This window comes from Niallia sp. Kr1 (assembly GCF_050389805.1).
Lineage (GTDB): Bacteria > Bacillota > Bacilli > Bacillales > Cytobacillaceae > Bacillus_BD.
In genome coordinates, this window is sequence record NZ_CP130945.1 from 2,036,464 (window position 1) to 2,051,165 (window position 14,702).

Genomic DNA, 14,702 nt, shown 5'->3' on the forward strand with positions numbered 1-14,702 from the left:
CCCTTTGTATAGAAAATATTTTTATAAAGGGTTATTTTTTAAAAACTTTAGGTTTGAACCTACTCTCTTTTCCTTACCTAAATATGTATAGAAAAAGCCAGTTAATGCAAACGAACGATCAATGTTAATATTTATGGCAAGGCATCATCCAACTATGATGATGCCTTAATTGTTTTTTTTGAAATTTTTCCATAGACCATTTTTCTAGTGTATAAGTACTAAAGTAATTAATGATCGATAAAAACATTTTATTGAAATTAATGTTTTTTGAACGAAAGTCAAATAGAAGTTTTTTATTTCGACGCTTCTCTTTAAAACCTATTTTAATTCGATCTATAAAGTAGAGTGAATTATAATTAAGTTATGAATATTACGAAAGTAGGTGACAATTGAAAACGTATTCATATTCGTTGATCTATGAAACAGACCTTTGAAACATTTTTAACAATATTTATTAATTTAGACTTTTTATGTTATCAATTCAAATTAAAGGAGAGCGAGATATGATTGAAAAAGGTGTTGGGTTTAAGCATTCATTACGTGATTTTGGAAGAGATATTAATGTAAATAATGTCAGTACAGGAATTGCAGCAGGGATTTTTGGACTAAGCGCAGGGGTCGTTATGATCAGTGCAGGCGTCGCGGCTGGTCTTGGTACGGATGTTATTATGGCATGGGTGACTAGTATGTATCTCTTATGTGGAATTTTTAGCATCATCGTTCCGACTTATTATCGCGTACCAATACCAATGGCTACTTCTATACCGGGAGCCTTGTTATTTGCTGCTGCGATCCCAGCAGTCGGATTAGGTCCAACAATGGGAGCTACTCTAATAGCAGGAATTATTTCTCTTATTGTTGGTAGAACGGGATACATGGGTAAGATTATCCGATTTATTCCTATGCCGATTGTCATGGGAATGATCGGGGGAATCTTATTGAAATTTGGTTTAAACCTTGTTACTCCATTGCAAGATGCTTTTTTACCAGCTTTGCTAATGATTGGTACATTTATTATTGTAACCAGATTAATACCTAAATTTCCAGCAGTACTTGCTTCATTATTAGTAGGAATCATTTATGTAATCGTTAGCGGGGTTGATTTTTCTAGTATCACATTTTCAGTAGACTATCCAACTTTTGTCCTTCCTCAATTTACCCTTGATGGATTTCTCGCATATGGTCTTCCGTTAGCAGTTATATTAATTGGCATGGAGACTCCTGCTGGAGCGGGATTACTTCAATCATCTGGGTTTAAAAACGTACCAGTTAATGGAATTACTGCTGCTAACGGTATCGGAACAATGGTAGCTTCCTTTTTCTGTTTGCACAGTGTCTGTATTGCCGCACCGATGACAGGGATTACTGGATCACCAGAATCAGGAAAAATTGAGGGTAGATGGGTAAGTGCTGTGACGATTGGAATTATTTTTCTAGTATCTGCCCCTTTTTATGGATCTTTAGTTAAGTTATTTGAAATTACTCCTGGTTACTTAGTAGCCATTGTTGCAGGATTAGCATTAGTGAGGGTATTGATTTCTACAATTGGTGGAGCGTTAGCAGCACCTACCTTCAAAATTGGAGCTTTATTCTCCTTTTTAATTGCCGCTTCAGGAATTACTATACTTGGAATCGGTTCATCCTTTTGGGCATTAGTCTTTGGCTTTATTATTTCCTTAGTTGTTGAAGCGAAAGATTTTCAATTTAAAAAACAAGCAGTTTCGGTTAAACAGGTCAACGAATCTGTAGAAACAAATAGTATTTAAACGTATCCTATTGTTTCTTTATTAACTATTAAAGATTTAATATAAAAAAAGGACTGTATCATACCAATTGGTCATGAAACAGTCCTTTATTTTAATGGTAAAAAAAGAAAACATAGAAGATGGTTGCTCTGTTTAATAGATAGACTGGGAGATATTTATCGAAATACAGTTTGAATATTGCGTCTATTTATTACTTAATATGTTAAAATACGTAATAAAAATATCGTAGAACGATAAAAAGGCTGATTCATACTATATTATGAAACAGCCTATTTTTTGTTGTGGTGTAACTTTCAATTTTCGTATACTCTATACAGTAATCTTGCTCTTTACGATGCCATGGTTAATAAATGAGTAAACCATTTTTTTGATATATTTTTCGGTGGGCGCATTTTTTCGGTAGACTACATAGACTTCATTTGGAATATCGCTAATTTCGCGCATTTCTTTTGAAATAATTTTATTCATCTCGTTTTCATCAATTCCAAGCGAGGGCGAAAAGCTTATACCCCAATTATTTTTCACAAATGTTTTCAATGTATCATTATTTTTCACTTGGATGCGATGTAAATCTGTTATCCCTTTTAACTTTTGATCAATTTTTTGCCAGACTGGATGGGTAGGACTATAACAGATTAACGTTTCATACATTAAATCATCCAAAGTAACGGATTCCTTCTCGACTAATCGATGTTCGGTACCCATAATTAACACAAATTTATCCTCAAAGAGTAATTCAGAAACGAGCTCAGGATCAGTAGAAACTAAATTTCTAACAAAAATTAAATCTAGTTCTCCTCTTTTTACCTGTGCCATTAATACATCAGAATCCTCACCTTCTGTTATGGATAAAGTAAGATCATTTTTAAGTGTGCCAATGGTTTCTATCATAAAGGAAGAAGCTAAACCTGGACAGAATCCGACATGGATTATTGGGGTTTTGGATTGATCAATCACGTTTATGGACTGATTCATATAATGTAGAATTTTGCTTGCATATTCAATAAAGAGATCACCTTCTTTTGTGACAACCATATCTTTTCCTTCTTTTTTAAAGAGCTTACAATTTAATTCATTTTCCAAGTTTTTTATTCTTGCAGTTACTGTTGGTTGTGTAATTTTTAATTCATCTGCTGCCTTTGAAAAACTTTTAGATTTAACAATTTTTAAAAAGGTCTCAATTTGCATTTTGTCCATATATTCATTTCCTCCGCTTTCTATCAGATTGAATTAGAACGACTTAATAAAAGGGGATAAGCAACTTTCCAGTCACATAGCATTTATTTCTCCTCAAAAACGATTGAAAATAGAAAAAATTTATACCGATTACTTTTAGAAAAATTATTTTAATTCGTTGTTTATAAATGATTGAATTATAATATAATTATGAATTACCATATAAAAATTCGTATAAAAGAATAAAGGATCACTATTATTATTGTACCAAATTTCTGAAAATTGTGAACCGAATATGTTGCATAATCGAATTTTGAAAAATCTTAAAGAATTTAGGAGGAAGAGAAATGCGTTTTTTACAACCAGTTATTGCAGTTATATCAAAATTTTTACCACTATGGATTTTATGTTGTGCTGTCATTGCTTACCTCATACCGGAGCTATTTGTATCGATCCGAAACTTAACTAGTTTGGCTCTTGGAGTGATTTTTTTATTAATGGGAATGACTCTATCAATTGACAGTTTAATCTCTGTTGTTAAAAACCCAAAACCTTCCATGATCGGAGTTACATTGAAATGGGTGATTTCGGTTGGTATTTCTATTTTATTAGCCTATCTCTTTTTTGCGGATAACCCTGATTTAGCAGCAGGTATTATTTTAGCTGGATCTGTATCAAGCGGTACATCGGCAAATCTATATTCGATGATTGCTGGTGGGGAAGTAGCTTTAAGTTTATCTATGGCAACCGTTGACACGATCATTTCACCGCTATTAACTCCATCTCTTATGCAATGGTTTGCGGGGAAGTTTATTGAGATTCATTTTTGGTCGTTGTTCTTAAATATTATCTACGTCGTCTTTATTCCGCTTTTTTTAGGGGTTTTTCTAAAATGGAAATGGTCAGAAAAAGTAAAAGTGATTACCCCATATACGTCGATTCTATCCATGTTAGCTTTGTTTATCGTCGTGTTGTCCGTTGTTTCTAATGCCCAATCAAGTCTACAACAAAATCTTGAATGGTTACCTATTATTTTTATCGCTGTTTTCCTGCAGGTTTCGATACCAATGTTTTTAGGATATTTTCTATCAAAAGCTTTTAAACTTAAAGAAAAGAACTGTCGGGCTATTCTTTTTCATACAGGAATCTGTAATACGGCTTTAGCGGCAACTCTTGCTATGCAACATATTAATTCAATAGCTGCTGTACCTTCTGTTGCAAATATGATCGTTAATCTCACATTAGGAGCTTTAGTCGCTAATCTATTTAAATATAAGTTCACCATTAATACCGATTCGAATGTCATAGAATCAGTACAATAGATTTGTAAATAGGTTATGTCAAAAATAGAAAAAGAGTAACAATCCTAGTCGTTGTTAAAAGAAAGAGAAAACCCCTAATTTGGATCATTTCCAAGTTAGGGGTTTTTATGAAGCAAATGAGACTTAATGGTTTTTTATAAAATCATTTGTGACTCTTGAGAATTCCTCAGGATATTCCATCATTGCCCAGTGCCCACAATGAGGGATAACGTACATCCAAGCATTTGGTAAAGTGTCCAGTAATTGATAGGATCTTTCAAGTGGTACCATATTATCTAATGTTCCATGAACGATAAAGGTTTTATGTTGAATTTGTTCGAGTTCCTTCTGATCAAACTCATAATCGAGAATTCCTTGCATAATCGCTCCATAGGATTCTAGTGCCCCTGGCTGTTTTGTTAATTGCAAACGATAATTTACTAATTCTTCATTTACTTGGAAATTAGGATTCGTTAAGTGTTTGACAATGTTATACATAGCATCGTAATCGATATTGTAATTAATGAGTGCTTTCATACCATTTGATTGTTGAGCAGGCTTTCCTGTACCCATTAAAATCAATTTATCAATTTTTTCTGGTGCTTGGATGGCAGCTCCTAAACTTGTTAAACCACCCATAGAATTACCTATTACGCTCGCCTTTTCAAATCCTAATGCATCAATAAAAGCTAGTAATTGATCGACACGTGCTTGATGGTCATACTTAAATTCTTTCGGGTTGGGCTTGTCTGTTTTTCCAAAACCAATCGCATCATATGCAATCACTCGATAACCTTGTTCAGCATAAAGTTCTAATACTTGATTCCAATTGCCCCATCCGTCTGCACCAGCGCCTCCACCATGTAATAGAATGAGAGGATCACCAGACCCCAATTCCCAATAATGAGTTTGATATTGATTTGTTTGAATAAATTTTTCAACTGCCATTTCCAATCCCCCAATTTTATAAATTTACTTCGAGCTAAAATCTAGCTGAAATAAATTTATAGAATATTCAATCTACAATTTAATTATAGGTGTTCCTTTCGTTTAGGAGCAAATCAAAATATTCTATTTTACACCATCTGTGAAAAAATATTTTCAATTTGTCTATATAGGGTAGGGAAATTATACTAAAGGTAAGTCATTATTTACTAAATATTTTAAAAATTAAATTAATTGTTTTGTCATTTGATGATTCTAATAAAAAGGAGTGGTGTGAATGGAAATGAATCAGCAAAATCACTCACTTTCAGGGAAAATTGCGATTGTCACAGGATCTGCTAGAGGGATAGGCTACGGAATTGCGAAGGCTCTTTCAGAACAAGGAGCATTGGTAGTAGTAACCGGTACGGATGAAGAACGAACAAGAAAAGCGGCAAAAGATCTGGCGGCTATTACTCAAAAGGATGTAGATTATTTTTCAGGTGACCTATCTAAAGAGGAGAATGTAGATAAGCTCATTACTAGAACGATAGAACGGTTTGGAAAGGTTGATATTCTTGTTAATAATGCGGGTGGTGGCGTTATATTACCTTTTCTCTCCCATACACCTGAAACACTAAAAACGACTATTGATCGAAATTTATGGACGACTCTATGGGCTTGTTATAAAACACTACCTCATATGGTTGAGCAAAACTATGGGAGAATCATTAATATCGGAGCAGATTCTGTGAGGAACGGTCTCTGGGATCACGCAGCTTATAATGCAGCAAAAGGTGGAGTCCATGCGTTAACAACTGGGCTTGCAAGAGAATTCGCTGGTTATGATATAACCGTCAATACGATTGCGCCACCAGCGGTAGAATCAGAACCACTGGATAGAGTAAGGGAAAAGGACCCTGAATTAGCAAAAAAATATGTGGATATCATCCCAAAAGGCAGAGGAGCTTATGTAGAAGAAATTGCAGATGCAGTATGGTATTTAGCTACGGATCCTGCAAGATTTATTACAGGACAGGTTATTAGTGTGAATGGTGGAAGTACAATGCTCTAAATTTAAAAATTAAAAATGGAGGTGACGTTGATGATCATTGATGTCCATACACATTTTGTTCCCGAACAATTACCCTCCATGAAGAATCGGAGTGGCAGTGATCGTTGGCCTGTTCTCCAATGTGTATGCGGTCATGAAGATCATAAACACGTAATGATCTCTGGTAAAAATTTTAGGACGATCACAGATCAATGCTGGAGTCCACATAGACGTATTGCAGAGATGGATTTTGAGGGAATCGATATGCAGGTTCTATCGCCAATGCCTGAATTATTGTCTTATTGGTTCGAACCAAAGGATACCTTGGAATTTTCACGATCAATAAACGGACAATTATCTGAATTCATCCAGAATAATCCCAAAGGTTTTATTGGCTTAGGAATGGTACCGCTTCAAGATCCTTTATTGGCAGCAAAAGAATTAAGAGGATTGAAGCACGAATTTGGCCTTAAAGGGATAGAAATCGGTACCCATATTAATGGGAAATCGATCGGTGATCCCATGTTTCATTCTTTCTTTGCGGAAGCAGAAGCCCAGCAAATGATCATTTTTGTTCATGCTCTTCACCCTTTTGGAAGTGACCGACATGTCGGATCACCGATCATGTCCAATCTGATCGGGTTTCCAACTGAAAATGCTTTTGCACTCGGTTCTCTTGTTACAGGGGGAATTCTTGAAAGGTTTCCGAATTTAAAAATATATTCCAGCCATGGTGGCGGTTCGTTTTCGTCCATCTTGCCTCGATTAGAATATGGATGGACAACGATGGAGGATATACAAAAGATTATTCCAAAGCCTCCTTCTTATTACGCTAAGAAAATTTACTATGATACCTTAGTGTATGATGTGGATACAGTTGATTATTTAATTCGTAAATTTGGTTCACAGCAACTGATGATAGGCTCTGACTATCCTTTTTCAATACGGGAAAAAAATCCAGGTCACTGGTTGGAGCAAATGGAACTTACGGAAGATCAGAAAAAACAGATTCAGTCGCAAAACGCCATTGGTTTTTTTAATATTCAGTATATAAGGGGTGCAAAGAATCCAATTTCTCATTAAGGGAGGAAAATAGAATGGAGAGTTACATTCGTGAAAATCAAGAAAGATGTGAGTTTTTAGTAGATCGACGTGTATTTACAGAACAGGAAATATTAGAGAAAGAGAAACAAGAAATTTTTGATAAGTGTTGGTTATATATCGGGCATGAGTCTGAACTTCCCCATAAAGGTGATTTTAAAAGACGAAAAGTAGGGGGAAGAGAACTGCTCTTTAGTCGAGGAAAAGATGAAAAAATACGAGTGTTTTATAACTCTTGTCCTCATCGTGGTGCAATGGTTTGTCGTGAAAAAGGTGGAAATACGAAGGTATTTCGCTGCTTTTATCATGCCTGGAGTTTTGATAATTGCGGTGAATTAGTAGGGATGCCGGGTAAAGATTCTTTCTCCGAACATTTTAATCATGATGGCACGAAAAATTTACAAGAAGTATATCGAGTTGAGAGTTATCGAGGATTTGTGTTTGTAAACTTTGATAAATTGGCTAATTCCTTAGAAGATTACTTAGGAGGAGCTAAAGAGTACATTGATTTAGTAGCTGATCAATCGGAATTAGGAATGGAAGTATTAAACGATCCTCAAGAATACAGTGTTCGAGCTAATTGGAAGTTATTGGCTGAAAATAGTGTGGATGGTTATCACGGGATTCCTACACATAAAACGTATTTTGATATTGTGTCTACACGAGGTGGAGAATTATCCAATGGTGATTATGAAGGATATGGGAAAGACTTAGGCAACGGCCATGCAGTTATTGAATATACAAGTGCATGGGGAAGACCTGTAGCAAGGTGGATGCCTGCATGGGGAGAAGATGGAAAGAAGGAAATTGAGAAGATTCAAAAGAGATTAACAGAGAAGTTCGGACCTGAGCGAGCAGATCGCATCGCGAATTATAACCGTAATATTATGATTTTCCCTAATTTAGTGATTAATGATATTATGGCCATTACGATTCGTACATTTAATCCCATTTCACCAGATTATATGGAAGTAACTGGATATTCTCTTGCACCGAAAGAAGAAAATGAAGAAATTCGTAAACGAAGAAATGATAACTTTCTAGAGTTTTTGGGACCTGGTGGCTTTGCTACACCTGATGATAACGAAGCGTTGGAGTTATGTCAACAAGGTTTCAGAAGCAATAAGGAAGTAAAGTGGAATGACATTTCTAAGGGAATGAATAAAGATAAACCAGGTTCAACGGATGAAGAACAGATTCGGGCATTTTGGAGAAGATATAACAAAATGATGACAAAAGAAGTAGTTAGGGGCGGACATTATGGATAATTTATATCGAAGAATTGAAGATTTCTTATATTATGAATGCGAGTTACTTGATCAATGGAAGATGGAAGAGTGGGCTTCACTTTTTACCGAGAAAGGGAAGTATTTAATTCCACCGATTGGTAATCCCGAAGCAGATGAAACAAAATCACTCTATTTGGTTCACGATGATCATGCAAGATTAACTCAACGAGCAAAGAGATTGTTAAGAAAAGAAGCCCATGTCGAATATCCACATTCTAACGTTGTTCATAATCTCCATAATATACGTTTAAAAGATTATGATGAAGAAAATGGTAGGTTACTAGTTAGGTGTAATTTTACTGCATATCGAACGAAAAGAGAGATGTTAGATAGTTATGTTGGAGTATTGGAGTATACACTGGTCTTGGAAGAAAACGAATTAAAGATTGAAGAAAAGAAAGTGATCTTAAAACTAGACAGTTTACGTCCACAAGGAAAAATTAGCTTTATTTTATAGTAGATAAAGGAGTGAAAAATTGATGTTTCGATATAAAAAGTTAGGTTATGTGGCACTCAATGTGAGTAATGTAGAGGAATCTACTAAATTTTATGAAGAAATGGTCGGTTTACAGTTGGTTGAAAAACATGAGAATGGTCCTTCCTTTTTTCGCTGCAGTAATGATCACCATAATGTCGTCCTTTATCCAACTAATGGTGAACCAGGTTTAAAACGAGTGGGCTTTGAAGTGGAGAATGATGAACATCTGGAAATTGCCTACCAAACCTTTGTGAAAAAAGGACTTCAGCCAGAAGAAGTATCAAAGGAAGAACTACGAGAATTAAAACAGGGTACGACTTTCCGCATTACGGAACCAAATACAGGTTTACAACTTGAGTATTATAGTAAAATGATGTTTATGGTAAAAGATTTTGTGCCTAGACACACAAAAATTCAACGTATAGGTCATGTCGTACTTAATGTACGTGAGATTGATGATGCGCTAGATTTCTTTGTGAATGTATTGAATTTTAGAATTTCTGACCAACTTGGTGAAAACTATTGGTTACGCTGCTTCCCGAACCCGTTACACCATTCGTTTGCCTTAATTCACAACAAAGAAACGAAATTGCACCATGTGAACTTTATGGTAACAGATATTGATGATATTGGAATTGCGCGAAATCGCATTTTAAATGCGGGGGTTCAAGATGTTTTTGGTCCTGGGCGTCATGAGCCATCAACAAGTATCTTTTTCTATTACTTAGATCCAGATGGTATGACATTGGAATATAGCTTTGGAATGGAAGAAATTCCTGAAGAAAATGGGAGGGACTTCCGTATCCTTGAACCAGGGATGCATACCCTAGATCGATGGGGAGGAAAGCCAGATCCTAAATTTGCTTCTACTGGAAAAATTGAGAAGGGGATTAAAGATACGATTATCAGTTAATGAAAGTAAGTAGAAAGTCTAGTAGAATTTCAATTTTAAAATGAAATTTTAAAACGTTAAGCTAAATTATCGCATGACTTCGCCATAACCATATCGTTTAACTTAGCAAAAAACTTGCCGTAAATGGCAAGTTTTTTGTATACAAACAATATTGCAGGTCTTGTTCAGCAAAATATTGATAAAAAATTCCTTTAACGAAATGAATGTTTAGAGGTGTAGAAGGTTTGTCCTTAATACAAAGAGATATCTATTAAGTGTTTATTAAAATTATAAGTTATGCCATAAAGTGGTTATTAAAAATTGTTTTAGGAGAGTTGAAGGTCTATGTTAAATTTTGAAGAAAAAGTTCTGATTATAACGATCAAAAATCCATCGAGTTGATAATTTTTAAAAAGTTTCTTGCAGATTATGAAAAATATCTCTTCTTCGTGCGAATATAACCACAGGTTAAGTTGGATTTTTCATAGTTTATTAACGGAATGGCAACAATTTGACCATTTTTAATTCTCTCATCGTCTATTAAATTAAATTAAATTCTGACATACAACTAATCCCAATCCCCTCAGCAATCGCCTTTTTTATCGTTTCTGTATTATTGGTTTCGAATAATATTTTAATATGTCCGAATCGCTCTACCATATCCATGTAGATTGGCTTTGTGATTCTATGCATGATGAATTTCTGATCCTTTAAATCTTCAAGTGTTTCCGTTTCCTTATAGGCAATGGATGAATCTTTATTAACGCACACGTACATTCTTCCTTTAAACAAGGTATTAAAGTGTAATAAGTTACTATTTGAAAAACGATACTTTAATATAATTGGAAAAAATTAGGGAAACAAGAGAACCGTCCCCATGTTTCCCTTAACAACCTGTCCCCCTGACTCATTATTTCCGCTTGTTCATTTCCTCGGTTACGATAAAAGCAAGGTCGTCATTTCCGAACAAGGATAATACTTCAAGCAAGGTTTGATCCTTTACTTCACCTGCTTCTTCTTTAGGCACAGTTAATTCTAACGCCTCTTTCAAAATTTGGTTAGCTTCTTGATCAGGATAAGCACGTAGGTAGACTTCTTCAGGAACAAGATCATGATTGATGCACCACTGGGCAAAGATGAGAATCATCATCTTCTCCTCACTTTGGTAGTTTTCGATGATTTTATCCTGCAACTGTTTTTGATCCAATTGTACCCTCCTCAATTTTTTATATAAAAATTCTGCTATATAAAATAAGGGGTCCGATTTGACTCCCCTTGAAACATTTCTGCGAAAAGCATGGGAATGTATATTTCTTAACTAAATCTAGTAAATCCTTCCTCATGTAGATATTCTGCAGCTTCACCATAAGAGTTGAAAGCTCCATCTAAATTGAGGCCCGCATATACACTCCACATATCCTCTTCTTGCACAAGAATCAAGGTCTGATGATCCTGGTTGATCCATTTTTCTTCCTTTTGTTCCTCCATAATAGGCGCTTTAGTGGATGTTTTTGGCGTTAACGAGAGAATGGATTTTTGAATAATGGTTCGAAGTTCATCTTCAGAAAAATCACGGATGTTGACCATCCCTTTATCATTTTTCTCATAACCATTTAATTCTGCTCCATATACAAAACCATTCCCATTCGAATGTAAATGATAGACGACATTCTTTTTATCGGATGCGCTGGCTTCATAATGAAAATTAATTCTTCCCATAGACACATTTTTTCTCTCCAGTTCTGGGAAAGACTCAATAATCGATAATTTTTCTTCAAAAGTAAGCATAGGACCTCCAAGTATTTTAATTCAATCATTATATCATACCACCTGTTTTTTCAAAACTTCGTATGGCTACTGTTAATGATTCATTTTTGCCATGATTTGGATTACCTTGTTCATCTTATGTCTTTCTACATCTCGATTATAATTTAAATAAATGTTACCCTTTTTTGTTTTAATAGCCTAAAAAACACCCAATTCACCCCGTATTTGGTGTTTTTCTATGCAGTTTCGCGTTATTAAGTAATTGTACAAGACCTGTTTCTTTTTATAGATTGGGTTGTAGAAGAATATGTTTTTACCCTTACTATAAGGTCCCAGCAGGAGGAATAATTCAAAATGGAAAAGCTGAACTATGACACAATCAAAACCTATCAATCTTTTAAAACCATTGAGGAAATGGACCAAGCCGTTCGTTGGGGTGTCATTTGCGAAATATGAAACGATTTCTGAAACGGTGGGTGTAAGTCGCAGGACGGTAATTCGTGCTGTGAAAACGTTAGAATATCTTGGATTCCTTAAAAAAATTCCAACGGCTCGAATGAATGGAAAACAGGGTGTCAACCTTTATGTGATCCAACCTTTTGAAACGATGGATTCATTCTTGCAGCCGATGTCACTCCTAGATGGCACTGCACCTGTCACTCCTAATAAAGCAGAGAATAAACAAAGCTCACTCTGTGAGAAAAAACAAAGTCGTACTATCGAAAAGAAGGTCAGTCAACCTAAATGTCATACTGTTACGGATCATCGACCATTGCTAATGAAAGAGGAGTCAAGCTTAAACATACATACAACAACACCTTTGAATGAAAATATCCAAACAAATGAAAGGCACATACATAAGACAGCTAGAAGTCTAACGAAGAATCATCAAGTCAATGACACGATAAATAAAACCACAGATTGGGAAACCATTAGACACGAGCTTTCTACCAGATTATGTAAACAAAGGTTTTTTTCAAACTGCACAGCCTTATTTTCATGCAGACAAAGGACATGACTTGTCTACTCAGCATTTTAAAAAGTGACAGATGAATTTTCAATCAACTTCATCTATGAAACACCCTGTGGAACAAAGATTTTTCGGGGAGTGACAGGCACGATTATGATATTGTAAAAACTTTTGGACAAACTAATGGGGATTTACAGGTGTTAGAAAGGAGGTAAATTCGATAAAAAAGGTTAGGAAAACGGCTATTATTATTCTCATTTTTTATTTAATGTATAGTACCATATTCGGCATCGTTATTTTTAAAGATAACCATCCGCAGGTTAGTAGCACTTATAAGGAACAGCATAGAGTGGAAAGATTCTATGGAAATGAGGCGTCACAGGATCGTGTGATTCTATTGGAAGAAAAAATGTTTTCAGGTCTTGCACGTGTTAACTTAATCGAAAATGCACAGGAAACTATTGACGTCTCCTATTATGCGATTCATAAAGGATATATTACTGATTTATTGTTAGGAATGATATTGGATGCGGCCGATCGTGGTGTAAAGGTAAGAATCCTATTGGATGGAATTTTCCATGGTCTTAGATTTAGTCTGAAAGATGTTCAATACGCCTTAATCAATCATCCAAATATCGAAATGAAATTTTATGAACCATTAAATCCTTTACTGCCTTGGACATGGAATAATCGACTCCATGATAAATTACTTATTATCGATCATAAGTATGCCATTATCGGCGGTAGAAATATCGGGGATCGTTATTTTATTGAAGAAGGTCAAAAATCCCCTACGAATGACCGAGATGTTCTAATTATTAATACGGAACCCAAGTCAAAGGAAGGCAGTGTTTTGCATCAAATGGAAGGCTATTTTAGCCAAGTCTGGGACCATCCCATTACAAAAGTTCCTTTTGATAAGCTATCCACACACCAACAAAAGAAAGCAAAAGAAGCCAATCAACAATTAAAACAGAAACTAGAAAATTTGAAAAAAACGGATAAAAAATTATTTGCTAGTTATGATGATTGGGTGAAAATGTCCCTTCCTACTAAAAATATCACCTTTATTCATAATCCTATACAAAGATTTAATAAAGAACCTTGGGCTTGGTATGATTTAACGAATCTCATGAAGAATTCGAAAAAGTCCATAGTCATTCAAAGCCCGTATGTTATTCCAACGAAACCTATGCTTGCTTATATGGATACGTTACAAGTACCTCCTGAAAAGATAACGATTTTAACGAACTCGTTAGCATCAACAGCAAATGTTATGGCCTATTCAGGACATATTAAACATATTAACGGGATGGCAAAAAAGGGTGTAGATGTATTGGAATATCAGGGACCTGACTCTATACATGCCAAAACATTTATCTTTGATCATCGATTGAGTGCCATTGGAGCATTTAATATGGATTCCAGGTCGGCGTTTTTAAATACTGAGTCTATGGTCGTTATTGATAGCGTCGAATTTACCGAAAGTCTCGAAAAAGAAATGAATCAGTATTTTAAAAAGAGCTTAAAGGTAGCAAAGGATGGGTCTTATATAGAGGACCCAAACTTAAAACCAGGTAAAGTAAGTTGGTTTAAATCATTCAGTATAAAAGGACTATCCTATATAACGGGTTTATTCCAGCATTTATTATAAGGCTCTACTCAATAAACTCAGGTTAGGTATAGTTAAATTGCACGAAAAACACCAAACTTATTGAATACAACCTTTTAAAAAAGGATTGATTGATAGTTGTGAAAAATTTTTTCCAAGTCATTGACAAGGTCCTAACAACAAAAGCTGACATTCTAATTAGAATGTCAGCTTTTGTGTGTGCACCCGGCATGGGTGTAATCTCTAGGGTGAAAGTCCCGAAACGTGAAGGCAGAACATGAAGGACTATTTAAAGTGGAATTACATCAAAGAAATTTTCCTTTTCAGACGATAGTGGAGGTTACCCCAACACATAAAATAAAATTACTTGTC

The 14,702-nt window shown here is 35.1% G+C and carries 14 protein-coding genes; 9 read left to right on the forward strand and 5 right to left on the reverse strand.

What is annotated here, in order from left to right; translation table 11 throughout:
- Positions 1 to 503 precede the first annotated feature (503 nt).
- Positions 504 to 1,766, forward strand: coding sequence for a benzoate/H(+) symporter BenE family transporter (locus Q5760_RS09930; RefSeq protein WP_428912025.1), 1,263 nt, complete (start codon positions 504 to 506; stop codon positions 1,764 to 1,766).
- A 309-nt stretch (positions 1,767 to 2,075) separates the two neighbouring features.
- Here the strand turns inward: Q5760_RS09930 and Q5760_RS09935 are convergent, their stop codons facing one another.
- Positions 2,076 to 2,963 carry a LysR substrate-binding domain-containing protein gene (locus Q5760_RS09935; protein ID WP_428912026.1) on the reverse strand — a complete coding sequence of 296 codons (888 nt, stop codon included), beginning with the start codon at positions 2,961 to 2,963 and terminating at the stop codon, positions 2,076 to 2,078.
- A gap of 326 nt (positions 2,964 to 3,289) precedes the next feature.
- Between Q5760_RS09935 and Q5760_RS09940 the strand changes: the two genes are divergently transcribed.
- On the forward strand, positions 3,290 to 4,264 hold the full coding sequence (locus Q5760_RS09940; RefSeq protein WP_428912027.1) for a bile acid:sodium symporter family protein: 975 nt from the start codon (positions 3,290 to 3,292) through the stop codon (positions 4,262 to 4,264).
- Positions 4,265 to 4,387: 123 nt separating this feature from the next.
- On the opposite strand, the gene Q5760_RS09945 is transcribed toward Q5760_RS09940, so the two are convergent.
- Positions 4,388 to 5,191: an alpha/beta fold hydrolase gene (locus Q5760_RS09945; RefSeq protein ID WP_428912028.1), complete on the reverse strand. Its 804-nt coding sequence runs from the start codon at positions 5,189 to 5,191 to the stop codon at positions 4,388 to 4,390.
- A gap of 274 nt (positions 5,192 to 5,465) precedes the next feature.
- Between Q5760_RS09945 and Q5760_RS09950 the strand changes: the two genes are divergently transcribed.
- The 5 genes from Q5760_RS09950 to Q5760_RS09970 are packed head-to-tail and all read left to right on the forward strand — an operon-like array spanning position 5,466 to position 10,002.
- Positions 5,466 to 6,242 (forward strand): SDR family NAD(P)-dependent oxidoreductase, encoded by a 777-nt coding sequence (locus Q5760_RS09950; protein ID WP_428912029.1) that lies wholly within the window; start codon positions 5,466 to 5,468, stop codon positions 6,240 to 6,242.
- Between the two features lie 30 nt (positions 6,243 to 6,272).
- A complete protein-coding gene (locus Q5760_RS09955) occupies positions 6,273 to 7,304 on the forward strand; it encodes an amidohydrolase family protein (RefSeq protein WP_428912030.1) in 1,032 nt (343 codons plus the stop codon).
- Positions 7,305 to 7,318: 14 nt separating this feature from the next.
- A complete protein-coding gene (locus Q5760_RS09960; protein ID WP_428912031.1) occupies positions 7,319 to 8,590 on the forward strand; it encodes an aromatic ring-hydroxylating oxygenase subunit alpha in 1,272 nt (423 codons plus the stop codon).
- Complete coding sequence (locus Q5760_RS09965; protein WP_428912032.1) at positions 8,583 to 9,068, forward strand: aromatic-ring-hydroxylating dioxygenase subunit beta; 486 nt, start codon at positions 8,583 to 8,585, stop codon at positions 9,066 to 9,068. Before Q5760_RS09960 ends, Q5760_RS09965 begins: the two co-directional genes overlap by 8 nt.
- Before the next feature lie 22 nt (positions 9,069 to 9,090).
- Positions 9,091 to 10,002, forward strand: coding sequence for a VOC family protein (locus tag Q5760_RS09970; RefSeq protein ID WP_428912033.1), 912 nt, complete (start codon positions 9,091 to 9,093; stop codon positions 10,000 to 10,002).
- Positions 10,003 to 10,521: 519 nt separating this feature from the next.
- Here Q5760_RS09970 and Q5760_RS09975 read toward each other — a convergent pair.
- The 3 genes from Q5760_RS09975 to Q5760_RS09985 all read right to left on the reverse strand — a co-directional run bounded on the left by Q5760_RS09975 (position 10,522) and on the right by Q5760_RS09985 (position 11,769).
- Positions 10,522 to 10,824 (reverse strand): LysR family transcriptional regulator substrate-binding protein, encoded by a 303-nt coding sequence (locus Q5760_RS09975; protein ID WP_428912539.1) that lies wholly within the window; start codon positions 10,822 to 10,824, stop codon positions 10,522 to 10,524.
- Positions 10,825 to 10,891: 67 nt separating this feature from the next.
- Positions 10,892 to 11,131 (reverse strand): hypothetical protein, encoded by a 240-nt coding sequence (locus tag Q5760_RS09980; protein ID WP_428912540.1) that lies wholly within the window; start codon positions 11,129 to 11,131, stop codon positions 10,892 to 10,894.
- A gap of 164 nt (positions 11,132 to 11,295) precedes the next feature.
- Positions 11,296 to 11,769, reverse strand: a complete 474-nt coding sequence (locus Q5760_RS09985) for a hypothetical protein (protein WP_428912034.1) — start codon at positions 11,767 to 11,769, stop codon at positions 11,296 to 11,298.
- Positions 11,770 to 12,184: 415 nt separating this feature from the next.
- Here Q5760_RS09985 and Q5760_RS09990 point away from each other — a divergent pair, with 415 nt between their 5' ends.
- On the forward strand, positions 12,185 to 12,766 hold the full coding sequence (locus tag Q5760_RS09990; protein WP_428912035.1) for a helix-turn-helix domain-containing protein: 582 nt from the start codon (positions 12,185 to 12,187) through the stop codon (positions 12,764 to 12,766).
- 301 nt (positions 12,767 to 13,067) lie between these two features.
- Positions 13,068 to 14,372: a phospholipase D-like domain-containing protein gene (locus Q5760_RS09995; protein ID WP_428912036.1), complete on the forward strand. Its 1,305-nt coding sequence runs from the start codon at positions 13,068 to 13,070 to the stop codon at positions 14,370 to 14,372.
- Positions 14,373 to 14,702 lie beyond the last annotated feature (330 nt).

Coding starts and splice junctions, on each gene's coding strand:
- Q5760_RS09965 (WP_428912032.1), top strand. CDS start 8,583: ATGGATAATTTATATCGAAGAATTGAAGATTTCTTATATTATGAATGC.
- Q5760_RS09930 (WP_428912025.1), top strand. CDS start 504: ATGATTGAAAAAGGTGTTGGGTTTAAGCATTCATTACGTGATTTTGGA.
- Q5760_RS09960 (WP_428912031.1), top strand. CDS start 7,319: ATGGAGAGTTACATTCGTGAAAATCAAGAAAGATGTGAGTTTTTAGTA.
- Q5760_RS09980 (WP_428912540.1), bottom strand. CDS start 11,131: ATGATGATTCTCATCTTTGCCCAGTGGTGCATCAATCATGATCTTGTT.
- Q5760_RS09955 (WP_428912030.1), top strand. CDS start 6,273: ATGATCATTGATGTCCATACACATTTTGTTCCCGAACAATTACCCTCC.
- Q5760_RS09970 (WP_428912033.1), top strand. CDS start 9,091: ATGTTTCGATATAAAAAGTTAGGTTATGTGGCACTCAATGTGAGTAAT.
- Q5760_RS09945 (WP_428912028.1), bottom strand. CDS start 5,191: ATGGCAGTTGAAAAATTTATTCAAACAAATCAATATCAAACTCATTAT.
- Q5760_RS09935 (WP_428912026.1), bottom strand. CDS start 2,963: ATGGACAAAATGCAAATTGAGACCTTTTTAAAAATTGTTAAATCTAAA.
- Q5760_RS09985 (WP_428912034.1), bottom strand. CDS start 11,769: ATGCTTACTTTTGAAGAAAAATTATCGATTATTGAGTCTTTCCCAGAA.
- Q5760_RS09950 (WP_428912029.1), top strand. CDS start 5,466: ATGGAAATGAATCAGCAAAATCACTCACTTTCAGGGAAAATTGCGATT.
- Q5760_RS09940 (WP_428912027.1), top strand. CDS start 3,290: ATGCGTTTTTTACAACCAGTTATTGCAGTTATATCAAAATTTTTACCA.